21 protein-coding genes, 1 pseudogene and 1 riboswitch are annotated in these 23,401 nt (G+C 48.1%); of the genes and pseudogenes, 4 read left to right on the top strand and 18 right to left on the bottom strand.

Going from position 1 to position 23,401, the window contains the following annotated elements:
* Positions 1-8 precede the first annotated feature (8 nt).
* The 10 genes from RCO25_RS21585 to RCO25_RS21540 form a co-directional block, all read right to left on the bottom strand.
* Positions 9-650 carry an HNH endonuclease gene (locus RCO25_RS21585; RefSeq protein ID WP_308998199.1) on the bottom strand — a complete coding sequence of 214 codons (642 nt, stop codon included), beginning with the start codon at positions 648-650 and terminating at the stop codon, positions 9-11.
* A gap of 113 nt (positions 651-763) precedes the next feature.
* Positions 764-1,450: an ECF transporter S component gene (locus RCO25_RS21580; protein ID WP_308998198.1), complete on the bottom strand. Its 687-nt coding sequence runs from the start codon at positions 1,448-1,450 to the stop codon at positions 764-766.
* The gene (locus RCO25_RS21575; RefSeq protein WP_308998197.1) at positions 1,438-3,087 is read right to left on the bottom strand and encodes an ABC transporter ATP-binding protein; all 1,650 of its coding nucleotides are present in this window, start codon (positions 3,085-3,087) and stop codon (positions 1,438-1,440) included. The genes RCO25_RS21580 and RCO25_RS21575 overlap by 13 nt, the downstream gene beginning before the upstream one ends.
* Positions 3,069-3,947 (bottom strand): energy-coupling factor transporter transmembrane component T, encoded by an 879-nt coding sequence (locus RCO25_RS21570; protein ID WP_308998196.1) that lies wholly within the window; start codon positions 3,945-3,947, stop codon positions 3,069-3,071. The genes RCO25_RS21575 and RCO25_RS21570 overlap by 19 nt, the downstream gene beginning before the upstream one ends.
* A complete protein-coding gene (locus RCO25_RS21565; RefSeq protein ID WP_308998195.1) occupies positions 3,944-4,738 on the bottom strand; it encodes a DUF4430 domain-containing protein in 795 nt (264 codons plus the stop codon). Before RCO25_RS21565 ends, RCO25_RS21570 begins: the two co-directional genes overlap by 4 nt.
* Positions 4,739-4,940: 202 nt before the next feature.
* Positions 4,941-5,140, bottom strand: a riboswitch (cobalamin riboswitch).
* A gap of 50 nt (positions 5,141-5,190) precedes the next feature.
* Entirely contained in the window at positions 5,191-6,633 is a 1,443-nt protein-coding gene (gene lmr(B) / locus RCO25_RS21560) for a lincomycin efflux MFS transporter Lmr(B) (protein ID WP_308998234.1), read from the bottom strand.
* 55 nt (positions 6,634-6,688) lie between these two features.
* Entirely contained in the window at positions 6,689-7,273 is a 585-nt protein-coding gene (locus RCO25_RS21555; protein ID WP_308998194.1) for a TetR/AcrR family transcriptional regulator, read from the bottom strand.
* Positions 7,274-7,527: 254 nt separating this feature from the next.
* Positions 7,528-8,154, bottom strand: a complete 627-nt coding sequence (locus RCO25_RS21550) for an FMN-dependent NADH-azoreductase (RefSeq protein ID WP_308998193.1) — start codon at positions 8,152-8,154, stop codon at positions 7,528-7,530.
* Between the two features lie 159 nt (positions 8,155-8,313).
* Positions 8,314-8,973, bottom strand: coding sequence for a response regulator (locus RCO25_RS21545; protein ID WP_308998192.1), 660 nt, complete (start codon positions 8,971-8,973; stop codon positions 8,314-8,316).
* 9 nt (positions 8,974-8,982) lie between these two features.
* The gene (locus RCO25_RS21540; protein ID WP_308998191.1) at positions 8,983-10,635 is read right to left on the bottom strand and encodes a GAF domain-containing sensor histidine kinase; all 1,653 of its coding nucleotides are present in this window, start codon (positions 10,633-10,635) and stop codon (positions 8,983-8,985) included.
* A gap of 402 nt (positions 10,636-11,037) precedes the next feature.
* Here RCO25_RS21540 and RCO25_RS21535 point away from each other — a divergent pair, with 402 nt between their 5' ends.
* The 3 genes and pseudogenes from RCO25_RS21535 to RCO25_RS21525 all read left to right on the top strand — a co-directional run bounded on the left by RCO25_RS21535 (position 11,038) and on the right by RCO25_RS21525 (position 12,650).
* The gene (locus tag RCO25_RS21535) at positions 11,038-11,979 is read left to right on the top strand and encodes a ribose-phosphate diphosphokinase (RefSeq protein WP_308998190.1); all 942 of its coding nucleotides are present in this window, start codon (positions 11,038-11,040) and stop codon (positions 11,977-11,979) included.
* Between the two features lie 137 nt (positions 11,980-12,116).
* Positions 12,117-12,335: a GerAB/ArcD/ProY family transporter gene (locus tag RCO25_RS21530; RefSeq protein WP_308998189.1), complete on the top strand. Its 219-nt coding sequence runs from the start codon at positions 12,117-12,119 to the stop codon at positions 12,333-12,335.
* A pseudogene (locus tag RCO25_RS21525) lies at positions 12,322-12,650 on the top strand (Ger(x)C family spore germination C-terminal domain-containing protein). Before RCO25_RS21530 ends, RCO25_RS21525 begins: the two are co-directional and overlap by 14 nt.
* 62 nt (positions 12,651-12,712) lie before the next feature.
* On the opposite strand, the gene RCO25_RS21520 reads toward RCO25_RS21525, so the two are convergent.
* The 3 genes from RCO25_RS21520 to RCO25_RS21510 all read right to left on the bottom strand — a co-directional run bounded on the left by RCO25_RS21520 (position 12,713) and on the right by RCO25_RS21510 (position 15,420).
* Positions 12,713-13,480, bottom strand: coding sequence for a DUF3891 family protein (locus RCO25_RS21520; protein ID WP_308998187.1), 768 nt, complete (start codon positions 13,478-13,480; stop codon positions 12,713-12,715).
* Between the two features lie 27 nt (positions 13,481-13,507).
* The gene (locus tag RCO25_RS21515) at positions 13,508-13,828 is read right to left on the bottom strand and encodes a chorismate mutase (protein ID WP_308998186.1); all 321 of its coding nucleotides are present in this window, start codon (positions 13,826-13,828) and stop codon (positions 13,508-13,510) included.
* 269 nt (positions 13,829-14,097) lie between these two features.
* Complete coding sequence (locus RCO25_RS21510) at positions 14,098-15,420, bottom strand: family 4 glycosyl hydrolase (protein ID WP_308998185.1); 1,323 nt, start codon at positions 15,418-15,420, stop codon at positions 14,098-14,100.
* 96 nt (positions 15,421-15,516) lie between these two features.
* On the opposite strand from RCO25_RS21510, the gene RCO25_RS21505 reads away from it, so the two are divergent.
* Entirely contained in the window at positions 15,517-16,467 is a 951-nt protein-coding gene (locus RCO25_RS21505; RefSeq protein ID WP_308998184.1) for an AraC family transcriptional regulator, read from the top strand.
* Here RCO25_RS21505 and RCO25_RS21500 read toward each other — a convergent pair.
* From RCO25_RS21500 to RCO25_RS21480, 5 genes are all read right to left on the bottom strand, one after another.
* Positions 16,454-18,067 (bottom strand): alpha-amylase family protein, encoded by a 1,614-nt coding sequence (locus RCO25_RS21500; protein ID WP_308998183.1) that lies wholly within the window; start codon positions 18,065-18,067, stop codon positions 16,454-16,456. The genes RCO25_RS21505 and RCO25_RS21500 overlap by 14 nt on opposite strands.
* Before the next feature lie 222 nt (positions 18,068-18,289).
* Positions 18,290-19,420 (bottom strand): LLM class flavin-dependent oxidoreductase, encoded by a 1,131-nt coding sequence (locus RCO25_RS21495; RefSeq protein WP_308998182.1) that lies wholly within the window; start codon positions 19,418-19,420, stop codon positions 18,290-18,292.
* A 185-nt stretch (positions 19,421-19,605) separates the two neighbouring features.
* The gene (locus RCO25_RS21490) at positions 19,606-21,603 is read right to left on the bottom strand and encodes a beta-galactosidase (protein WP_308998181.1); all 1,998 of its coding nucleotides are present in this window, start codon (positions 21,601-21,603) and stop codon (positions 19,606-19,608) included.
* Positions 21,604-21,639: 36 nt separating this feature from the next.
* The gene (locus RCO25_RS21485; RefSeq protein ID WP_308998180.1) at positions 21,640-22,467 is read right to left on the bottom strand and encodes a carbohydrate ABC transporter permease; all 828 of its coding nucleotides are present in this window, start codon (positions 22,465-22,467) and stop codon (positions 21,640-21,642) included.
* Positions 22,464-23,348, bottom strand: coding sequence for a carbohydrate ABC transporter permease (locus RCO25_RS21480; protein WP_308998179.1), 885 nt, complete (start codon positions 23,346-23,348; stop codon positions 22,464-22,466). Before RCO25_RS21480 ends, RCO25_RS21485 begins: the two co-directional genes overlap by 4 nt.
* Positions 23,349-23,401 lie beyond the last annotated feature (53 nt).

The following is a 23,401-nucleotide window of genomic DNA, read 5'->3' as shown; positions in this document are numbered from 1 at the left end:
AAATTGCATTAAGTGATACTGTCTTCGTTTTTCATAAACGCTTGCAAATCCTGATCCGCTTTGGATTGATTACATGCATGACAGGCACATACGCAATTCACGGGTGTCGTGTGCCCGCCCTTTGCGCGCGGCAGTAAATGATCAATCGTATCTCCATATTCGCCGCAAAAAAAACAGGTATGGTTGTCTCGATCCAAGATGTAACGCCTGAACTCCTTGTTACTGAACAAGCGCCGGATCGTGTGGCGGTTTACAAGTACGGCGGCATGCTCATTTACGAGAATAACCGCTAGCTCCAGTTCTATTTCCTGATACCAACGACGCCCTTTATCTGTTTTCCCCCTCATCCAAACCGTTCCTTGACGGGTCTTCTTAAGTGCGGCAGAGTCATTGGGCAGGGGAATGGTTGGCATAGGCGGAGATGTACTCGGCTTTTTGGCCTGTGCTCTTCTTAGTATTGCTTTCTGTTTATGATCGATTGGATCCGGCAAGGGCGCTGCCGCTGCTTTCGCCTTTCGGCAAGACCAGCAAGCGCCGCGCCGCGATCCCGTACTAGAACGTCTTCCCGTTCGGCGTAAAAACTCTGAGAGCGGCTTCATCTCTTTACAGCTTGCACACAGCTTGGAAGCAAGGGGTTCTGTTTCATCCATCGGTTATTCCGGGGCATACCCTAACGTAAGCGCCCGATTACTTCCCCTCATGTTTTTTCTACCATTGTAGCATTTATTAGGACTTGGCGGGAATTTACGCTTTTCTTATCATGCTATGACTCGAGTAAGCCGTATTTCCTCTTAAACCGATGCAAAATCGCGATCCAACTGCTGCCGAACACCGCAAGGAAAAACACATTTGACAAAGCATGCGCCAGATCAAAGTAAAAGCTTTGTATATAGGCGATAAAAATCAGCTTCCAGCTTAAGGCGTCGGGCAAGCCTATAATATACCAGATATTCATAATCCATCCGAACAAAAATCCCCAGACGAAGCCAAATACGAGCAAGCCTGTCTTTGTCTTTATCAGCCATGTATGACGCAGCCACCCCGCAGTAGCCCCTATCATACCCCAGCAAAACATTTGCCATGGCGTCCATGGGCCCTGTCCAAGAAAAATATTGGACACGACTGCTGCTATCGCACCGATAATAAAGCCTGATTCCGCTCCGAATACGATTGCCGCAATAATAATGACGAAGGATGTAGGCTGCACGCTTGGCAGCGGCGCGAAGGGAACTCGGCTAACCGCCGCAATAGCGGCCAGCACCGCAAGGATAACGATCTCGCGGGCCTCGATGGTTCGTCTCTCGAATCGAGCGAAAAATGGAAGCATCGTTACGAAAAGCAGCACCATGCTCAGCATGAGGTAATGCTCATCAGTTATAGCCGAAGACAACGCCATCGCCGCAACGAACAAAGCAATACTGGCGAGAAACCAAAGCTTTATTTTACCCATTGATCCATCACATCCCCGGTCGTCAGCGCTTCCGGCAGCCACTCGCGCACCGTACGGTTAATTGCTGTCGTATAAAAATAATTGGTACCAAAAAATGGAGCAGGAGCCGCTTCGGCTGAAATGGCCCCGTCAAACAGCATCGCGCAGCGCGAAGCGTGCTCCGCCGCAAATTCAATATCATGCGTGACCATGACAATCGTTTTGCCGGATCGGCATAGCTGCTGCAGCAATTCCGCCGTTCGCTGCTTGGCTATGGGATCCAGTCCCTTCGTCGGCTCATCCAAGCACAGGATATCCGGTTCTCCAAGCAGAACCAGCGCAAGCGCTGCTCTCTGCTGTTCTCCTCCACTTAAATCATAAGGATGCTTTGGCATAAGATCGGCAATCTGTAGGGCAGCCGCAACGCTTGCTATTTTATGCTCCCGCTCCGCGAGTCCGGCATAATCAGCCATCCTTTGGAGCTCCTCCTCGACGGTATCAAAGCTAAAATAGAGCAGCGGATTTTGAGCTAAATAACCGACTTTAACACCTTTCTCCCGCTTCAGCCTGCCGCGCTGCGGCTTTAATAACCCGGCCATCATTTGCAGCATCGTCGTCTTTCCAGTGCCGTTGCCGCCCAATACTGCCAAAAACTCATGTTTATATACGTTAAGTGAGAGCTTCTTCAGCACCTCAGGGCCGTCTTTCTCGTATTTGAACGTCATTTCCTCGCATGCCAGCAGCAGTTCTTTCTTTTCATTCCGCTTATTTGTCAACTCGTCCGCTTGCATGGCAGGATCCGACTGTATTCCGCCTATCCCGGCAAGCCACTGCTTCCCCTCCCGCACGGTGAGCGGAATTTCAATCGCATTCGGAGAAAGCCTTGCCGATTCGGCTGATAAATAAAGCTTGGACACGCTGGGAAGATAAGGGAGATCCGTTGACGCATCATCAGAGCTTATGAGCCGGCACAGCTCCCTTGGCTCAGCATCGTATTTCACCCTACCGCCATCAAGCATAATGATACGATCCGCAAGCGGAATAACATCCTCAAGCCGGTGCTCGCTAATGATGACCGTCATTGACATCTCTTGATTCAAGCGATAAATAAGCTGCAAAAAATCACGCGCAGCGACTGGATCAAGCTGTGACGTCGGCTCATCCAACAGCAGCAGCTTCGGCTGCAGCAGAAGCACTGAAGCCAGATTAATCAACTGCTTCTGACCGCCTGATATTTCATGCACAGATTTGTAAAGCAGATCCTCCAACCCAAAAAAATGACTCATTTCAGCCAGGCGCTTGCGCATAACCGCTTGGGCATAGCCGATATTTTCCATCGAAAAAGCCAGCTCATGCCACACCTGATCCATTACAATTTGATTTTCCGGATTTTGAAAAACCATTCCGATCTGCTCTGCAGCGGCCACCGCTGGAAGCTCCCCGAGCGGGATTCCGTTAAATAAAACGCTGCCTGAGCGTTTTCCGGTTGGCTGCGCCTCTTGTTTCAAGTGACGAAGCAATGTTGTTTTTCCGCAGCCGGACGCACCGCATAAGACGACAAAATCACCCTTCTTCACCGATAACGAAACGTTATCGAGCGCGGCTGCCTGGGTATCGGGATAATAGAACGATAATTGATCTACTCGAATGATTTCCATGTCCTTCTCTCCATTCCTTCAAGAACAGCTGGCGTTAATAAAAAAGCGCAATAGCAAGCAAATGAAATGCCTTCTCCTCTGCGGAAATCAATCGATTCCAGACGCGGGTAGATGGTTAATACGCCGAAGCCCTGCATCCAGCCCCACACGCAAGCTGTTCCCAACACGATTAAAAATCCAAGCACATACCAATCTCTTTGATCCATTCTATGGATTACGTAAGAGCTTCGTTTGGCTGCGCCGTACCCTCTCGCTTTCATAGAATCCGCTGTCTGCAGCGCCTCCTCCAAAGACCAGGTCAACAGAACGCGAACGAGCAGCATGCCGTCCTTGCTTCGTTTTTTAAGGCTGCCCTCATGAATGGACACCCCCTTCATCCGCTGCACAGTCGTAATTTGCTCCAGCCTGCGTAAGAAAAGCGGCACGAAGCGGATCGACATGGAGGTTAGCAGCGACGTGCGCGGAGCGACTCTCGAGAACAAGTACATCCATTTATCTGTGGTGACGATTTGTTGAAAGGAAACGAAGGCAAGCAAAATACATAATAACGAGAGCATCATCGTCACGCCATACAAGATCGCTTCCAGCGTTATCGGCTGATCCATAAAATAAAATAGAATATGCCTGCCCCGGTGGGAGAACAGCGGGTTGAGAACGGCAACGGAGCCGCCCATAAGAACATAATAGGGAAGCAGCTTAAGCAGCCGCTTCCCTTCTCCATGAATGACAATAATAGCCGTAATCGCAGCAAGCGAGGTCATGAGGAAAATCGGATGAAATAACAGCATGCTGAATGTAATGACACCCGCATAATAGCTGAAGCTGGTAACCGGATGAATGAAGCTGAAGGCATTGTTCATTCCACTTCAGCTCCCAGATCCTTGCCGAGATCAACGGTATACAGCCATTCAATGACATCGCCGTCTTTGAGCTTATAGGCGCCTGCGCTTTTGTTTGGAAACTCGCCGTTCACCCTGTACATCCACCCGCTCTTTGCGCCGAGATCGAATTCATACAAATTATCAATGCCTTCAATATATGCAGCCGCCTTTGCGCCTCTATATTCCATTTGAATTTTGTTTTTCCGGGTGGTTCTCTTCAGCACCTCAAGCACGGTATCATCTTTCTTTAGCTCGACGGAAGTAGCTGCAAGCACAGTGCCTGTTTCTTCGTCCGCTACAATGGATAATGTAACCGAACTAATCGGCTGCGCAGTTTCGGCCGGTGAGGCAGACGATGCCTGGACAGGCTTTTCCGCCACTTGCGGCTTTGGCGAAGGCGTCACCTTCTGATCACCAGTTCCCGGTGAAATCGCCGGCGTCGCCTGTTTCACAGATGCAGCAGGTTTCTCGCTTGCGTTATCCTTTTCTGGTTTTTTATCCGCGTCAGGATCCGCGGTGGCAGGCGTTGATGCCGTCGGTTCCGCAGACGTAGACGGACTGGCCTCTTCCTCTTCCTTACCACCGCCGCTTGGCTGACCGCCGCCGGCATCATCGGATTGTTGCGTCACTTGTGAAGCATTGCCCGCCTGCGTTTGATTGCTTGACGTATTTCCATTAGTTCCCGAATTCGTGCAGCCGACTAACGCGCCCACGATTAGCAGCCAAATGAAGAAGATGGGTAACCATCGATTGCTGTTCTTTGCCATCATTGCCTTCCTACTCCCTTTATCCATTTCTTATTTCATGCACACGCTTCCTCGTCTCACTGCCGTTTGGCTGCAAAAACAAAAAAAAGATCCCCTGCTTAGAGGGGATCTGCATGTCAAATGAAAGATTAGCAACTGCATATAAAATAAACATCATGCGCTTTGCCTAACGGTCGCGCTCGCCATTCTTACCCCCGAAGAATGAGAAGCAAAATAAGAAAAGGCAGGTCTCCTGGCTCGTGCGTCAACGCGTTTCTCTACCTTCCCATCCTAACGGCAGACAGTGGTAAATTCAGAGAAACACTCTTCACATACAGTGGCGGGACCGCGCCGGCGTGATACCGGACTTCCCTATTAAGCAAACAAAAGCTAGCTTCCGCTTGCACCTTCTCTTAACAAATATTCGATTATTTAATCAATCATATCGGGATTAAGGGGGTTTGTCTATACAGGATTTAATGCTGCTTGGCCACATGAACCCGTTTAATGAAGAAAGCGACAATTAGACCAATGACCGCAACGACCATTGCAAAAACAAACGCATCCTGAATGCCCGCCGTTAATGCTAGGGGTGCATTTGCCGGATCAGCCGGATCCGTTACATCCTTCATAAAACTGTTCATCCCAGCAGTCATAATGCTAACCGCTACCGCTGTGCCTATGGCACCCGCCACTTGCTGCAGCGTGTTCATAATTGCTGTGCCGTCCGGATACAGTTCACGCGGAAGCTGGTTGAGGCCATTGGTTTGCGACGGCATCCATACCATCGAAATCCCTATCATCAAGCAAGAATGAAGCACGATGATGAGCGCGAGCGTCGAAGCCGTCGTAATACCGGTAAAGAACCAAAGCACGGCTGCAAGGATAACAAGCCCCGGAATGACGAGCCATTTTGGACCGAATTTATCAAACAAGCTGCCCATTACCGGCGACAAAATGCCGTTGATGAGTCCGCCCGGCAATAAGACCAGACCAGCCGTGAGAGCGCTAAGACCCAACCCGCTGATCAAATACATCGGTAAAACGAGCATAGAGGATAAAATAACCATCATGCAAATAAATACCATCAGTGTTCCCACAACGAACATCGGATGCTTAAAGGCTCGCAAGTTCATCATCGGCTGTTTCATCGTCAGCTGGCGAATAGCAAAAACGATAAGCGCGACGATACCAATGATCATAAATGTTACAACCTTCGTGCTGCTCCACCCGCCTTCGCCTTCACCTGCGCTGCTGAATGCAAACACGATGCCGCCGAAACCAATGGTCGAAAACACAAGTGAGAAAACATCGATTTTCGGTTTAGTAATCGTGGACACATTTTGCATATAGAAGATTCCAAAAACAAGGGCTATGACTAAGAAGGGAAGCGACAGCCAGAAAATAAAATGCCAGCTCAGATTTTCAATGAGTAGTCCGGCAATCGTCGGTCCAACCGCGGGGGCAACCATAATAACAAGCCCGATTACACCCATCGCCGCTCCTCTCTTCTCAGGCGGGAAAATAATAAGTATCGTATTAAACATAAGCGGCAAAAGCAGTGCCGTCCCGATGGCTTGAATGACACGCGCAGTCATGAGCACTTCGAAGCTTGGAGCAAGCGCTGCTACAAGCGTGCCTAGCACCGAAAAGCTTACCGCAGCTATAAACAGCTGCCTTGTTGAGAACCATTGAAGCAATAAGCCCGAAACCGGAACTAAAATACCAAGTGTAAGCAAATAGCCGGTCGTCAGCCATTGTACCGTCGGTGCGGTGATGTTAAAAACGCGAATTAAATCGCTTAGCGCTACATTTAGCGCCGTCTCACTGAACATGCCGACAAAGCCGGCCAAAAGCAAGGAAATCATAATCGGAAATACTTTATATTTCTGCTCCGTTTTTTGCTGCGATACTGCCATTGTTGCTTGCAAGCATTCCACTCTCCTATATCTATCTAACTTTATTTATGCCTTCTCAGAAAGAAGGGCATTTGTTAATGACGTAAGGTATACACTTTGCTGCGGTCAGAAGCGGCTGTTTATCCCGATTCGTCAACGTCAGTATTAGCGCGCCTTCCAGCAGTGAAACAACGACGACGCCAATTTCTTTTGCTTTGGCTTCAGCCATTCCATAAGCGACAAGCCGTTCGGAAATGACTGCTTGCCAAGCGGCAAACACTTCCTGTCCGGCGGCTCTTAACTTCTCGCTGATCGATGAGGTTTCCACCGCCATCCAGAAGCTAAACGGCATATAGCCTTGGTAATCGTATTTCTCGGCATCTTCCGCCATATCGATAACGAATGCCTGCACGGCTTCTGCCGGCTCGTCGTAGGCGGAAAATTTACGATTCCATTTCTCGATAACAAGATCGCGCGTGCAGTTGATGCACTCAAGCGCCAGTTCTTCTTTACCATCGGGAAAATAATAATACAGTGAGCCCTTCGGACATGCGCTCTCTTTAATAATTTGGCTTAAACCAGTAGCATGATACCCATTTGTAAAAAAAAGTCTTGCTGCCGTTTCAAGAATGGCATGCCGTGTATTTTGTTTTTCTGACATTCATTCACTCCTCGATTATAACGATCGGTCTATATAATATAAACATCGATCAGCGTTTGGAGTCAACCATTTTTTATTTACAAAAAGCTCTCTGCAACAAGCATAAACGGCTGTCGCCGTCCTCTCCTCTGTGGCAAAAGCAGTCGTTTCGCGGAGATAAATAAGCACATTTATATGTGAAAACATATAAATTCTTATATATTAAAAAAAGACAACCGGACGAATGTCCGGCTGCCTTGGCTTTACAGCTGCTATTAGAAGCTTGCTGCTACTTTTTTCGCTTGCTCAAGTCCGGCTGCAACAATGGCTTCCGCTTGATCAGGCAGTTGGTTGTGGCCTTCGATAATTACGCTCTCCAGGTTTCTTACGCCGAAGAAACCCATAACGTTGCGAATGAAGTTGAAGGACATTTCAGCCCCAGCAGCAGGACCCTCGGAGTAAATACCGCCGCGTGCGTTAAGCAGCGCTACTTTTTTGTCTGTAATCAAGCCGACTGGGCCTTCAGCTGTATAACTGAATGTTTTGCCTGCTTGAGAAAGGTAGTCGATGTAAGTGTGCAATACTGCTGGCACAGTGAAGTTCCAAAGCGGAAATGCGAATACGACTTTATCTGCAGCAAGGAATTGATTGATATATTTATCGGATACCGCAACTGCCGCTTGCTCTCCTGGTGTCAGGTCGTAGCCGCGGGCTGCTTTAAAGTTACCGTTGATCATATCCGCATTCAGGTATGGCAATTCTTCTTTAAACAAATCCAGCTCAACTACAGCATCCTCAGGATGGCTGGCTTTGTAGCTATCTAGAAAAGCGTGATATAACTTAACGCTAGTGCCCTGTTCGATTCCGCGGTCGTTTGCTTTAACAAATAAAACTGTACTCATGATTTGTTTCCCTCCACAATGTATGATTTACTTTTGGTAAGTACCTTTATTGTATATAGTTTAGTGGAGGGAAACATCGGTAAATAGACCGAAAAAAACATAAAAATAAACCGCTCAAGGCCGAGATCCAGTCTTACGACTATAGTCTTAGACGGTTATCTAATCGTTTTCTTTCATTAGATGCACCGCGTATAAAGCAGCTTGTGTTCTATCCGTCATATTCAGCTTGCTTAAAATACTGCTAACATGTGTTTTTACCGTTTTTTCCGCCACCGTCAGGTTTCGGGCGATATCTTTGTTGCTCATCCCCTTGGTAAGCTCCTGAAGCACTTCAAGCTCTCGCGGGGTCAATAATTCGATTAATTCCCGGGCTGGCAACTCCTTCGCCGGTGCATTTTCCGGTGCCACCTCCGCAAGCAGCGCACTCGCGATGTCCGGGTGAAGCTGTATATTTCCTTTATATGCGCTGCGGATGGCTTCGGCGAGCTGATCAGGCTCGACATCCTTCAGCATGTAACCGATAGCGCCGGATTGCAGCGCAGGGACGATATGGCTGCGATCCGAAAAGCTCGTCAATACGAGCACTTTGATTTCAGGATTTTGCTTAGCGATCAGTGTGCTCGCCTCTATCCCGTCCATGATCGGCATGTTCAAATCCATAAGAATGATATCCGGATTTAACTCGGCTGCCTTCTCGACTGCTTCCTGTCCGTTATGGGCTTCTCCGACCAATTCGAAATCCGGCTGCATCGTTAGAAAAAAAGAAATACCCTTTAGTACAATCTGATGATCGTCAACTAATAATATTTTGATCTTCACGTTTGTTCCTCATTCCTCATCCCACATTTCCATATCTGTCGCAACCGGAATTGTCGCTTTCACGATGGTGGGCCGCCCTTTCGCGCTTATGATCGACAGCTCGCCGCCTAGCGTTTCCGCCCGCTCCCTCATCGTCAGCATCCCCATCGTCATCTTGCCTTTTCGTTTCTCAGGCGAAAACCCCCGGCCTTGGTCTTTTATTTCAATGCTTGCGAACTGCTCCGATTTTATTAGCCGAACATGTACAATATTGGTATCTGCGTGCTTCTTTACATTGTTCATTGCTTCCTGCCCGATCCGCCAGAAGGCTTCTTCTATCGCGCGGGGCAGCTCTCTTACGCCTTCAACCTGCTCGAATACCGTTAAACCGATGTTCTTGCCATACTGCTTCAACGCAGTAAGTAATCCATGCTCTAAGCCTGCCGGACGAAGCTGCCAAATGAGCGTTCGCATTTCCTTTAGCGTTTCCTGAGACAGCTGCCTTATTTCTTGAAGCGATCGTTCTACGATCGGCTCTTTGCCCGCAAGAACCGTTTCTGCGCCTTTGGCTAGAAAGGATAATGAAAATATTTTTTGGATGACCGAGTCATGCAAATCCCTTGCCATACGGTTTCTCTCTTCCATTCTAGCCAATTCGCGCCGCTGCTCGTACACCCGTAAATTTTCTACGCTTAGCGTAAAATGATCCCCTAAAGAGTATAAAAAATCCTCGAGATAGTCATCAAATTGCCTGCCGAGCTGACTGCTAATAAACAATACGCCTATCGGTTTGCTTCGAACACGGAGCGGAATCGCCACGGCCGAGGAGAACGGAGGAATACCGATGGACAACAAAGATGAGCTCGGCACCTGATGGCAATTGGACAAAGTTACAATCCGATTCTCGCGAAAAGCTGTGCTTACCGTTCCGCCTTGATCGATCTCCATGGAAAGCCACTCTTTTTTGACATGCTTATCCGTATAATGCGCCCGCAGCGATAATTGCTGTTGCTCGTACATAAACAACGATACATGCTGCCAATTGAAGGTATCGCCAATATGTCTGACGGCTTGAAGCGGCAAATTGTTAATATCCTGAATGGCATTTATTTTCTGAATAACATCGCCCAGCTTGGCATAATGACTGGCATGTTTCTCCTGTACCTGGTAAAGCCGTATCCGTTTAATTGCCGTGCCGATCTGATAGGCTACCGCTTGCAGCAGGGCTAGCTCCTCCTCGGAGAAATGAACCTTGCCGGACTGCGCGACATTTAACAGCCCGAAACGGTCTGAGCCGGCATGAAGCGGCACTGTCGCATGATGGGAAACGCCCTCCGTATCACCCAACTCATTGTTAATTGCATATGTAATTCTGGAGCATTCGATAATATTAACCGCTTGCTCCAGCTTTTTTTGCTTGAATCTCTCTACGCACCAGCATCCTGATCCGCACATGACCGCTTGATTATTTGCCCGAAGTCCCTCCGGCAAATTCTGCGCTGTCACGCATAAATCTTCGCTATGATTATCGATCATAAAGATCCAGCCGGTCGTAAAGCCCGTTACTTGAAGCAGCTTGGCAAGCACGTCTTTCAGCATTTCTTCCATGTCGTTGGTGCTGTTCAGCGTCTCGGCGATTTCCTTCAACGCGACCAGCTCATAAGCCCTTATCTCTGCGGACATGCTCCCACTCCCTTCTAAGCACACATTATACACGTACATAATTAGCAAAAAAAGAGCCGTCTCCTCATAAATTTCTCTATTCAAATGACGGCATTTTTAATGATCAACGTTTCCGGTAAGGCTTTTTGATTAAAAGTCGCCTTTCATTATTCGTTACAATATGATAAACAGTACAGCAAATATTTGTTCTCCTATGCTTTGTTTGTTATGATTGAGCAAAGAATACCGCTTATCGATGAATTTTGCTTACGAAGTAGGTTTGCTGCACAAACCTAAGCCCATGCTTACGAAGTAGGTTTGCTGCGCAAACCTAAGCCCATGCTTACGAAGTAGGTTTGCTGCGCAAACCTAAGCCCATGCTTACGAAGTAGGTTTGCTGCGCAAACCTTTAAGGAGGAACAAATGCAAAAGGTTAAAATTTTTTCCGGCACCTCGAACCAACGGCTGGCCGAAGAGCTTTGCAAGGAACTTGAGCTCCCGCTCGGAAATGTCGTTATCTCGAGGCAGCAGAGCGGAGAAATCCATGTATCCTACGGAGAATCGATTCGTACCTGTGACGTTTTTATCATTCAATCGCTCTCGCATCCCGTTAACGAGCATTTGATTGAGACGCTGGTTATGATTGACGCCGCAAAACGCGCGTCAGCCAAAACCATCAATATTGTCATGCCTTATTACGGCTATGCGAGACAAGAAAGAAAATCAGCGCCGCGCGAGCCGATTTCGGCTAAACTGGTTGCAGATGTGCTGACTACAGTTGGCGCTAACCGCATTATTACGGTCGATCTGCATGCAGATCCGATACAAGGTTTTTTCGATATTCCGGTCGATCATCTAACAGCGCTTGATTTGATCATAGAATATTTAAGAGCCAAGAAGATTAAGAACCCGGTAGTCGTATCTCCCGATGCAGGACGTGCAACAACAGCCGAGAAACTTGCGGGACTTCTCGATTGTCCATTCGCCATCATGATCAAAAACCGTCCTGCGCATAACCAATCCGAAATTACGCATATTATCGGCGACGTTGAGGATATGACACCAATCATTATCGAGGACTTAATCGATACAGGCAGCACGATCGTGAACGTTGTAGAAGCGCTTAAGAAAAAAGGCGCTCATGATTCTTACATATGCGCAACGCACGGGCTTTTCTCCGCCAATGCGCTCGAGAAGCTTGACCATCCGAACATTCGCGAGGTCGTCATTACGGACACGATCGCAATCGGAGAAGAACGATCCGATAAGTTTATCGTATTGCCAATGTCGCCGCTGCTGGCTACAGCGATTAAAATTATTACAGAAGGCGGCTCGATAAACACCTTGTTCAAAGCAGGTATCTAAAACCATTCGCATGCTTTCTTGCTAAACTATCTATCATTTACCCCCTTGCTCTGTGCAAGGGGGTATTTCTTATGCCGTGAATAACCATGGAAAACCGTGGCAAAATAAGAGGCAAATGAGAATGGGAAAGCGGGAAGGTGAACACACCGCATGAAAGAACAGCCGAGCTGGTAGCTGTTATTTCATGCTGGCTGCCCTTTGTTTATTTATTCACCTTAAAATACACCCATTGGCTTAATTTGCTGCCTCTCTTCAAAGAAGGCTTGCTGCCCGTCCTATCAGCGGTCAAAGCCACTATGTATCCTAGCCTCGGTCTGGCAGCCACGTTTATTTTATATCCCTATGCGGAAAAATAAAAACGAGAAATTCATCTTTGATATTCACATTAAATCGAAGGTGGGACTCTCGGAGCATCTATTCCCTTTTGACGTAGAGCAAAACGCGGATAAGTTGGAAAAGCTGACTTCCGAGCTCATGCAGCAGCAAATCGAAGCGCTTGTTCGCAAGATACAAAAGCATAAAATTGACCCCATCGGGCTAGGCTATATGCCAGAGCTTTTCAATACAAACAATATAAGCAGGTGGAAGATGATTGGGGCGAAGCCTTCTCCAAAGCCGAGCTGCGCATTAAGGTTGATTTAATCATTAGGGCTATGGGGCCGATTAAATAAATGAGGATGTAAAAATGAGGAGTTCCCCTATCCATAGGGAAACTCCTCATTTTCATTCGGGATTATGATTTGGGCCGGAAAAATAATTTATGCTCTTGAAGCTTCTCTCGCCTATAGGCTTCAGCGATGCCATATCGCGCAATATCCGGTTTGCGAACCTCCTTGAAGGAAATGGCGGTTTCTACTGCTCCACGGAAAGGAAACGGATCGAGCTCTATCGTCGATTCACCGATCCACTCGGGAATCAATTGCGTTTGCCCCGAGCGATCGAACCAGTACGATAGTCCATTTGCAAACCACTCGTAATTCTCTCGCAATGTTCCTGGCTGCTCCATGCATGCGAACAACGACAACTCATCACAAAGCAGCAATGCCTTTGCATGCAGCTGAAGCAGCTTTACGTCAAGCTGCAAACGCTCTATAATCGCACTCTGCCGGGCGAATTCACGTTCGACGAACGTAACCGTATCCTCGTTTCTAAACTGTTCAGCAAGCGTCGTGTACAAAATACTGCCGAGCAGCGAGGCATATTCACTCGTTTCCTGCACACGGTCAAGTCCCTTAGAGTAAAAGATAAAGCGAATATTTCCCGGAAAATCACGGAATGAAAAAGGAGCGTTAACCGCATCATTCCAAAGCGGAATCCGATCCAAATCTATCCAACTGCTGTCATGCTCATAAGCAGCCAGGTTTAGCTCTTCCCTGCGCTCGGCACTATGGAACAGCGAGTCCTGCCACGCAGAAACAAGATCTCCCGAAATTCGGGCGTGATCTTGCTGAGCAATCATGATGAATGCATCTTCCTTCTCGTAAACGATCATCGATATCATCCCTTCCCACTTGAAGTAAACGGCTGATTAACAGACCTCTATTTGTCCAATTGGCGTATTTTTCTGATGGGACAACTCTATTTCTTTATGTCTGGCAATGACTAAATCCATCAAGCATCTGTATATGACAGCTGCATAGTCGGGATTCAAATCTCGATCCGCAGCAAGATTCGTAATTTTATCAAACTGTTTGGACTCACGGCCCGGATCTTGCGCTGCAAGCTTGTGAGTTGCTTTATAAATACCCACTTCTTCCGTTAATTGAAACCTTTTCGCGAGCAAGAAAATAATCTCGTTATCTAATTGATCAATGCTTTGTCTTAACTCATCTAGTTTGGAAGCCTTCATGTGCCTCTCCCTTATCTGTCATTTTTATTATAATTGTACCATCTCCGTGACCGAATCGGCTATGCCGTTTCATCAAACCGATCGTTTAACTGTCACAAGCGTAAACGGCTGTCGCCGTCCTCTTTGGCAAAAGCTGACGTTTCGCGGTGATATATAAGCACATTTATAAGTGAAACTTATAAATTCTTATATATTAAAAAAAGAAAGCCGATATTCTCTGCTAGAGAACCTCGGCTTACCATTGCTTAAAATTAGACTCGAAGATTTGTTTAGAAACATTGTTTAGAACCATTAAACTGCGGCAATAAGTCCGCATGCGCCTCAAGCATTTGTTCCAGAGCCGTATACGCGACAGCTTTATTCACGATAGCAGGATCTGCGTCAATCGCTAGTTTCGCAATCTCCCTGCTTCCTGTAACGGCGGCTTCGGCAACGAGCTCGTGAACGTCGGAAACCGCTCGGCATAGCTCGAGAAGTTTGTCCGGCAGAGCTGGAACAGCAAGCGGCAAAATGGTGCGGTTTGACACTTTAACGGGCACCTCAACAATACGGTCTGCCGGCAGCCCTGGAATTGCGCCTTCATTCTTTACATTCAAAATATCAAGCGACAGCTCTCCGCCCGAATGCAGCGCCAGCTCGAGTAGAACAGGATGCTCCCAGCTTCCATGCTCGAACAAGCTATTCCAATTCACTCCGCCAGCTCCGATCTGCCGCAATTCCTCCATCCTCCTGCTGCGCTCTTCAGCAGAGCCGTGGTACGGAGGACTCGTCGTGTAATGAATATCCCTCTGCGGCGGCAGGTACTCCGCATGATGATCCGCATGACCGGCAGCGATCGCACCGTATTCTTCCAGCCAGCGCTTCATGATTCGCAGCTCTCGCCGGGTTTCTTCGTCCTGCTCCGCCCAGCTGCCTTCCTCAATATATGCCCTCAGTCCCGGAAGAAGATCCTCACCCGTAGCATTGTCCGTTATTTGCAGCAGCCATGCAAAATGATTCAGTCCCGCAGATACGATAGATACGTCAGCAGCCTTTCTGCCGAGCAGCTTTGGTAAAAACGTGTACCCTTCCGCTCCCCGGTATGCAATGTTGCAAAAACCGGCGATGCGAATCGTCGAGTAACGCGCAACAGCAGTCACCACGCGAGGCATTGGATTGGTAACATCCAAAATCCAGGCTTCCGGACACAGCTCCTCCATGTCACGGCAAATGTCCATAAGCAGCGTGATCGAACGGAATCCATTCATCAAGCCTCCCATCCCGCCGCATTCTCTTGCTTGGTCAGCCATGCCTAACGCCGATAAAATGTCATAATCAATCTGCCAGCGGTGCGCACCCTGCACAGACGCGGATATGATTACAAATTGCGCGCCGGCCAGCGCTTCGCGGCGATTGGAGGTTGCAGAGGTACGCATGGCGACCTTTAATTCGCCTGCGATATGTCTTGCCGCAGCAGCCATAGCTTCCGCCGCTTCGAGATTAGGGTCAACTAGTACGAGCTCGCAGCCTGTTAATCTTTGCTTCACAATAATGTCTTCCAGAACGGTGGGTGCAAATACGAAGCTGCCACCGCCAATCAATACGATTTTCATAAAATAATCGCTTCCTCCCATGGGAATGGTTTGCAAATTTATTAGAGTAAGAGAGATAATACAGTCAGGAAATCATTCGTCTTGGAAGGAGCTATTATGAGCCATCCGCTCTCCACGCCTAATCAATCGTTTCCAAACTATAAAGAACAACTTTTCCTATACGGCATGCATACCTATCAGGTGAAACAAGGCCCCGTATGCGAGCCTCATCTGCATCATCGTTTGCTCGAAATCAATTTGGTCTTGAAAGGCGAGCAAACCGCGCATATCGGAAATAAACGGCTTGTACAGCGGGAAGGCGACATCTTGCTCATTCCTCCCATGAAGCTGCATAACTTTCTGGCCGAGCAGCCGCAGCCGATGAGTTATTTTGTCATCCATATTCAAAATGTAGACAGTAAGCTTCTGTATGCGTTCCGGAAAAGCGGCGAGCATCTGTTTACGAGCGAGCATCCGCTTAATCAGCTGCTGCGTCCGCTGCTCGCGGATCTGCTAACGAGCCTTCAGCAGGGATCTTCCACGCATCGCGTGTTTATGCTCTGCAACACCATGCTCGTTCATTTGGAAGAACATATTAGCAAAGAAGCTCCAATCGCCTCTTTCGATACACCGGAACAACCGCTTGCGGATCATATCGCAAGAGAAATCGAAGCCTTGCTCAGCACATTCAAAGAAATAGGGGCAGACTCCTCCACAAGCAACTGGCTGGAGACCATTTCAGCCAAGCTTGGCATCAGCCGCAGACATAGCGGCCGTGTCTTTCAGCAGGCGTACGGGATGTCCCCCCGCCAATATTTATCGATTATTCGGCAGCAGGAAGCCATGCATATGCTTGTTATGCAAAACGTCCCTCTTGAAGAGATTGCTTATCGAATCGGCTTCGAGAACGCGCAGAGCTTCATTCGGCAGTTTGCCAAATGGACGGGATTGACTCCTGGCGCATACCGCAAGCAGCAGCATTCAACAATCAGCTATTTAACTCCGCTCGAAGTCGAGTCTTATTCGGGTGATAGGCAGCGCCCACATGCGAAAGCTACCTTAGAATAAGTTCAGGACGCATGTTCAGCTGCACACCACGATCCCCATACCAATCGAAACGTCGTTCCTCACCTGCCAGCTTCCAGCGCGAAGGGCAGCGATCTTCAAGCCAATCAAGCGGCTCGGCAGAAGGCAGGGGCTTCGCTGCATGCTCGAACGCTCTGCGGATCGCTGCCTCCTGCTCCGCTCCGATCGCGCTTGGATCCGCGGAAACAAACAGCGGTGTCCCGCTCTCTGAAAGCAACTCCAGCCATTGTTTGTTCAAGCTCCATGGAACATCCTGCGTCAAGCCTACGCAGTCCGCATCTGCGGCAAAGAAGGTATTATGCTGCGGCATGCGGAAAGCTAGCGTGTTGACTCCCATTTTGCGGGTGCGCTCCCACTCCTTCCCGCTCGTATCATCTCCGGTTCGCTGAATTTCAACTACGCCTGCTGCTAAATGGCCAACCGTATTACAGCCAATAATCAGGCTGTCTCCGGATGCTTCGGTAATTTTCTCGTACAAAGCAACGATAATTTCAGCAGTCGTCTTCGTTTGGTCAGAGAAGGCTAATCCATGCGAGCTTAATGAGGCTCCCATTTCAAACCCCCATTTGCCGAATATATCAAAGGTAGAGAAATCATGTTTGATGAGCTCATAGCCCCAATCATGCAGCTTGCGGATTTCATTGCCTACGTAATCGAGCACATCCGGTTCGCTTGGATCCAAAAAAATACCGCCCTGCTGGCTCCCATATCGTCTCCAGTGATAAGGAATGCTGTTAGCGACTAAGAGCGGCCGGCACCAAATACCAGGACGAACCCCAAGCTCTTTCATATCGCTGGCTAGCTGCTGCATATCGGAAAACAAATAATTAGGCTCCCAAGGCCCGCCGTTACAGCTTCCGCCTCCGCTGCAAAGCTGCCAGCCGTCATCAATGACCATAAAGGGACGGTTTTCTGTCGAAGACGCCCAGCTCGACACACGCTCCGAATCTGCTAGCATATCTGCCGTCGAGCTTTTTCCGTAAGCATAATACCAATTGTTCCCGCCATATACCGGCTGCTGGGGCAGCAGCGGTTTGTTGCACATCGTTTGACAGAAGGCTGTCGCTGCTTGAAATGCCGTCTCGTTCTCTAAGCCCCGTCTTGTCACGATTACTGCTGCTTCCAGCGTCCGTGCTCCAAGCAGGACGCCAGCTTCTCCACAGCGCACATCGAGTGTTAGGCTTATGCCGCCCGCATCCGCCTGCCAGTAGCAAAAGGAGCTCGTTCCTGTTTCTACGCCATAGCCGTCCGTCCGTCCGCCCCCTGAAAGCAGAAAGTACCAAGGCATTTCGCGTTCTGCAACCAGTCCTCTCCACTCCATGTCACCGTATCCGCGTTCCCAGTGATCGCCTAATACTTGCACGGGACCGCCAAGCTCTCTTTTCCATCGTAGGTGAAGACGCCTTACCGGCGTTTGGCCCGCATTTAATTGAACGCTCATCCTTCCTGCTTCTACCTTACAAGTAACGACTATCTCTCCTGCGCACCATTCTCGCGAACGATAAACACCGCGAATCCAGCCGCCGTCCAATTCAATTTCAACATTGTCCGGATTGGTTAATAGATCTATAAATTCCATCATAGAACACTCCTATTCCTATTTAGCCATCTAATAACCCGAGTATAGTACGCCCCGTAGTTGAAATGAATAACGAAATGAGCCTCGTTCCGAATAAAAAATGAACCAAATGGGACATATACTATGACTGCTTATTTAAACATAGATAGCTCTCGCCGTCCGATACCGTAAAACAAAAAAGACCGGCAGCAGCCATTATGATGGCTGTAACCAGTCTTGTATATATTACACGGTTTGCATCGCTGATTTCCGCAGCTCTCTGCGAACATTCGGTACTACCTTTGCCGCCAACAGCTCTATCGATTCTGCTACCTTAGCATAAGGGATTCCGCCGATATCGAACTGGGCCATAAAGCGATTATGCCCAAACAGCTCATGCTGCGCTAATATCTTCTCCACCAGCTGCTCCGGGCTTCCCACTGCCAATGCGCTGATCGGGTTTGCCATCAGCTCGAATTGCTCACGCGTGAGCTTTTCGCCCCTGGCATCCCCGCCCATGAACCGGCTCACATAATTCGCATAATAGGGATAGTATTCGTTTTTTGCCTGTTCGGCGGTCTTCGCGATATAGCCATGACTTGTAATCGCGACCTTAAGCGCATCCGGCTTGTGGCCAGCCTGAAAGCCTGCGTTTCGGTATACATCAACGAGCGGCTTAAACCGCGCAGGGTCGCCGCCTAGTAACGCGAGTGCCATGCCTGCCCCTAAATTTCCGGCCAGCTCCGCGCTTTGCGGAGTGCCTCCGACTCCGACCCAAACGGGCAAGACAGGCTGCACTGGACGTGGTGCAATTTCCGCATTTTGCAGCGCTGTCCGGTAATAGCCGTCCCAAGTTACTCGCTCGTTCTTGTTCAATTCCAGCAGCATGCCAAGCTTCTCTAGAAACAGGGCCTTATAGTCAGTCAGCTCAAAGCCAAATAACGGGAAAGACTCGACATACGCTCCGCGGCCCGCAATGATTTCCGCTCTCCCGTCCGACAACAAATCCAAAGTCGAGAAATCCTCAAATACCCTAACCGGATCAGACGTGCCAAGTACAGTCGTTGCGCTTGTTAACCGAATGTTTTTTGTTGCTTGCGCAACTGCCGCAAGTACAACAGGGGGAGATGAAATCACAAAGTCCAATCGGTGATGCTCACCCACGCCAAAAATATCGATGCCGGCCTCATCGGCGAGCCGTGCGGCCGCTATAATCTCTTTTATTCGTTCTCTCGCATTTGGCATTTTTCCATTAACGGGACTTGGACTAAGATCACCCAACGTATAAATACCAAATTCAAAATCGCCAGGCTGCTTCTCTGTGCGAAGTAAGCCTTCTGAATGTGTATCCTCTTTGATGACAAACACCACTTTCATACTAATCTATTCAAGCGCTGAAACATAACGCTTTGCTCGCACCTAAGTTACTTATAGTAAGTAATGATACATAAGTAATTTAATTCCGTCAAGTATAGCACAATGGTATCAAAGTATGTTTTTGAGCATTAGCATACGCAAAAAAGGTTGAAGCAAGTCATGCTCGCCTCAACCTTATTCTTTCATTACTCTTCAATAATTGCAAAACTCCAAGGCGCCAGATCCAATGACTCTCCACTCGATATGCTTCGGTCTGACAACAGCTCTTTGCCGCTCGGATGACTATAGTTAAAGGAAACCGCATTTTCGGAGTAGTTGAAATAATATCGGATGGTCTGCTCGTTGCCATTGACACCCGTTTTCACGATAACCGGGAATGCAAGCTCCTGCTCCGCGCCCCATAATCCCGCTTCACGAACCGCGCCGCTTAATACTCTGCTCACGATTTCTGAGCTTGGCATGCATCCGATATAGGTTGCCGTCCCTTTACCATATTCATTTCGCGTAACGGCTGCATATTCACCCCACTGCGCATGCTCATAATAAGCCAGCACCTCGGCCGTCGTTGGCGTGATGAGCTCCATCCACATCTCAACGGAGCCAAGCTCGTCGCTCTCCTTAATCAGCTTCCCTTTCAGGCCAACCTGATTTGGCTTCACGAACAAGCTGTATGTGATCCCGCATGCCTCGTTAATGATGCCAGGCTGCGCAGTATCGCGAACTTTTACGACCTCATCTGTAAATCCGCATTTGAACGTATAGATGACATGGCCGCCCCCGCTAACATAAGCGTTAAGCCTCTCCAAATCTTCAGTAGGTGCCGCGTAGAGCGCTGGAACAATAATCAGCTTATATTTATCCAACTGCTCAAATGACGGCTGAATAAAATCAACCTCGACATTTAATTTATACAATTCATCATACAAGGCGCGAACGACGTCATTATAGATTTTTCCGTCTGGCAGCTTAAACCATTCCATCGCGGACAACGCTTCATTGCTTACCATAACGGCAACCTGATTGCGCTTCTTCAAGTTAACGAGTTTTTCGCTGAGCCTAGCAAAATCGGCTCCGACCGTCATCGCCTCGTTATAAACCGGATTAGGCTTTAGATCATGGCTTAATAGACCTTTCCAGTACGTTTCAAATGAATTATGGATGGAATGCCAGTGCCAATAAGCGACCATATTCGCCCCGGATGCGAGATGGCTGAACGCTTGCAGCCGCAATTGGCCAGGATACGGCGTCCAATGCGGAAACGCCTGCGCTTGCGTCTCGAGAACCAAGTAGTTGCTGTTTTTCAGAGAACGCGTCATATCGCCGCCAAATGAAATCTCAATCCCCGTTAAATCATCCTGAGAGGGATGATAAATATCGACGCCTGCAATATCGAAGGGCTCAGAGGCAGCAAAATGATCAACGGAAGGCTGGACGCCAAACGAATAACCGCGCCATTCAAAATCAAAGTTTTGCGTGACGAATTGTCCCGGCTGCTTATATTCATTTACAAGGGCAACCTGCCATGCGAGAAAATCATTCACCAGCTTACGCTGGAACTTTGCGAACTCCGCGCCAAGGCTGCCATTGATCGTACCGACAATGGAAGGGAATTCCTCCCAGCTGTTGATGCGATTGCTCCAATAATCCAGTCCGAACAGCTGATTCACGCGCTCAAGCGTGCCATAGCTCTCCCGCATATATTTAACGAATTGCAGCTGGACATTCGGCCCCGCTGTTTCATAATGCTTCGTTTCATTATCCGTTTGATAACCAATAACGGCTGGATGAGTGCTCACGCGGCTAATCAGCTTGCGTATAATCCGCTCCGAATAAAAGAGGTAGGCCGGGTTCGTAATGTCCATAATTTGACGCGCACCGTATTTGCCAGGTCCTTTGGCGGTAATCGCGAGCACGTCTGGATGCTCTTTTACCATCCAAGCAGGCACGGCATAGGTCGGCGTTCCGACAATCACGGCAATGCCGGCCTTATGCATAGCGTCCAGCACCTTATCGACGGAAGAGAAGTCAAACACGCCGTTTTGCGGCTCATGCGTGCTCCAAGTCGATTCAGCAATCCGAACGACGTTTATGCCTGCTTCTTTCATCATCCGAATATCTTCATCTAATCGCTCATAAGGCATATATTCGTCGTAATAGGCAACGCCGTACAACAATTTTTCCATCGTAAGAGCTCCTTCTTCAGCTGGATTTGACGTAGGTTAACCTTTTACGGCACCTTCGGCAATGCCGTGCATAATAAATTTTTGGAAGAACGAATAAATGATAATGACTGGAATTGCCGTCAGCACGAGCGCGGCCAAGATGAGCGACCATTCCTTATTATACTCACCGAACAGCGTGTTAGTAGACAAGATCAGCGTATAGTTGTCAACGTCCGTCAGCATGAGCAGCGGCAGCAGGAAATCATTCCATATCCAAAGGAAGTCCAAAATCGCGATCGTTACCGTAATTGGAACAAGCAGCGGGAAGATGATTTTGAAAAAGGTTTGATATTCATTGCAGCCATCGATTTGAGCAGCTTCCTCCAGCTCTCTCGGAATCGATTTCACAAAACCGTGATAAAGGAAAATGGCCATATTGACGCCGAGACCAATGTATATAATTGCAAGACCGTACGTACTGCCCTGAACAGACAAGGCTTTGGCCATTCTTGTCAACGGAATCATTATGGAATGAAAAGGTACGAGCATCGATGAAATAAACAAGAAGAAAATAATGCCGCTGATTTTCCCGCTCGTCCGGGAAAGCTTATAGCCGGCCAATGATGCGCAAAGGATGATTCCCCCAATGCCGAGCACAGAGATAATAATCGAGTTGAGCGTGCTGTTAAGCAGATTGAGCTGGCGGAAAGCATTCACATAATTATCGAACTGAAAGCTTGTGGGAAACGAAACAAATGATTCGAACATTTCGCCTTGCGTCTTGAATGAATTGATGACAGCTAAATAAATTGGAAAGAACGAGATGGCTGCTCCAATAGCCAGCAAAACCGTAATAAGAATGGAGGTTGATTTTTTCTGATTCATGCTTCTACCTCTCTTCTTTTCATGACTTGAATTTGGATCAATGTAAATACGAGAATAATGATAAAGAGAATGACCGATTTGGCACTTGCATACCCGTACCGAAAGTTATTCGAGAAAGCTTCCTCATAAATATTCATCGTAATGACCTGCGTGCTCCGTCCAGGACCGCCGCCTGTTAAGCCGTACACGACCTCGAACACTTTAAAAGCACCGTTTAAGGTAAGGAAGAAACAAATCGTAATCGCATGTGTAATCATCGGAAGCGTTACATTGCGGAAGGTTTGGAAAGCGGTTGCGCCGTCAATGACTGCTGCTTCCTTCAAGCTTTGCGGAACGCCCTGCAAACCGGCTAAATAGATAATCATCATATAGCCAACGCCATTCCAAAGCGATACGGTCAATATCGAGAAGAAACTGATTTTTGGATCGCCAATCCACGCTTGGTCCAGGAACGTAAGCGCTGTCTTCTCCGCCAGCTGAGGCAGCACCTGTGCAAATACAAACGTCCACATGAATGCGCTTATGATTGTACTGATCATGTTTGGCATAAAGAAGATAGTACGGAAGAAGCCTTTGCTCTTTTTTCGAGATTCAATAAAGACGGCTAGCAGCAAAGCAAAAACATTTTGCAGCACCACCATAAACAGTACATACTTCAAAGTAAACAGGATCGATCCAACAAAATCCGGATCCTCTTTAAGCGCCTCGATAAAATTTCCGATACCAATAAAGCTGTAATTTTGATTTAAGCCGTTCCAATCCGTAAAGCTGTAGAACATTCCCCCGAGTGTCGGAATAAGCAAGAAGATGGCATATAATATAAAAGCAGGTCCGACGAATGTTAACAACGAGATGTATTTTTTGTAGCTCTTGATCGGCACAGTATCCGCCCCTCTCCTATGTGTCTCTAAAAATAAGGGATGAAGAGAAGACG

The organism is Paenibacillus sp. LHD-38, from assembly GCF_031157315.1.
Lineage (GTDB): Bacteria > Bacillota > Bacilli > Paenibacillales > Paenibacillaceae > Pristimantibacillus.
The sequence above is the reverse complement of the archived record's forward strand: the minus strand, read 5'-3'. Positions and strand labels throughout refer to the sequence as shown.

Bases quoted from the DNA above. Each gene is read 5' to 3' on its own strand.
- RCO25_RS21585 (WP_308998199.1), bottom strand. From the start codon at position 650: ATGGATGAAACAGAACCCCTTGCTTCCAAGCTGTGTGCAAGCTGTAAA.
- RCO25_RS21580 (WP_308998198.1), bottom strand. From the start codon at position 1,450: ATGGGTAAAATAAAGCTTTGGTTTCTCGCCAGTATTGCTTTGTTCGTT.
- RCO25_RS21575 (WP_308998197.1), bottom strand. From the start codon at position 3,087: ATGGAAATCATTCGAGTAGATCAATTATCGTTCTATTATCCCGATACC.
- RCO25_RS21570 (WP_308998196.1), bottom strand. From the start codon at position 3,947: ATGAACAATGCCTTCAGCTTCATTCATCCGGTTACCAGCTTCAGCTAT.
- RCO25_RS21565 (WP_308998195.1), bottom strand. From the start codon at position 4,738: ATGATGGCAAAGAACAGCAATCGATGGTTACCCATCTTCTTCATTTGG.
- RCO25_RS21555 (WP_308998194.1), bottom strand. From the start codon at position 7,273: ATGTCAGAAAAACAAAATACACGGCATGCCATTCTTGAAACGGCAGCA.
- RCO25_RS21550 (WP_308998193.1), bottom strand. From the start codon at position 8,154: ATGAGTACAGTTTTATTTGTTAAAGCAAACGACCGCGGAATCGAACAG.
- RCO25_RS21540 (WP_308998191.1), bottom strand. From the start codon at position 10,635: ATGTCCGCAGAGATAAGGGCTTATGAGCTGGTCGCGTTGAAGGAAATC.
- RCO25_RS21535 (WP_308998190.1), top strand. From the start codon at position 11,038: ATGCAAAAGGTTAAAATTTTTTCCGGCACCTCGAACCAACGGCTGGCC.
- RCO25_RS21520 (WP_308998187.1), bottom strand. From the start codon at position 13,480: ATGATATCGATGATCGTTTACGAGAAGGAAGATGCATTCATCATGATT.
- RCO25_RS21515 (WP_308998186.1), bottom strand. From the start codon at position 13,828: ATGAAGGCTTCCAAACTAGATGAGTTAAGACAAAGCATTGATCAATTA.
- RCO25_RS21510 (WP_308998185.1), bottom strand. From the start codon at position 15,420: ATGAAAATCGTATTGATTGGCGGTGGCAGCTTCGTATTTGCACCCACC.
- RCO25_RS21505 (WP_308998184.1), top strand. From the start codon at position 15,517: ATGAGCCATCCGCTCTCCACGCCTAATCAATCGTTTCCAAACTATAAA.
- RCO25_RS21500 (WP_308998183.1), bottom strand. From the start codon at position 18,067: ATGATGGAATTTATAGATCTATTAACCAATCCGGACAATGTTGAAATT.
- RCO25_RS21495 (WP_308998182.1), bottom strand. From the start codon at position 19,420: ATGAAAGTGGTGTTTGTCATCAAAGAGGATACACATTCAGAAGGCTTA.
- RCO25_RS21490 (WP_308998181.1), bottom strand. From the start codon at position 21,603: ATGGAAAAATTGTTGTACGGCGTTGCCTATTACGACGAATATATGCCT.
- RCO25_RS21485 (WP_308998180.1), bottom strand. From the start codon at position 22,467: ATGAATCAGAAAAAATCAACCTCCATTCTTATTACGGTTTTGCTGGCT.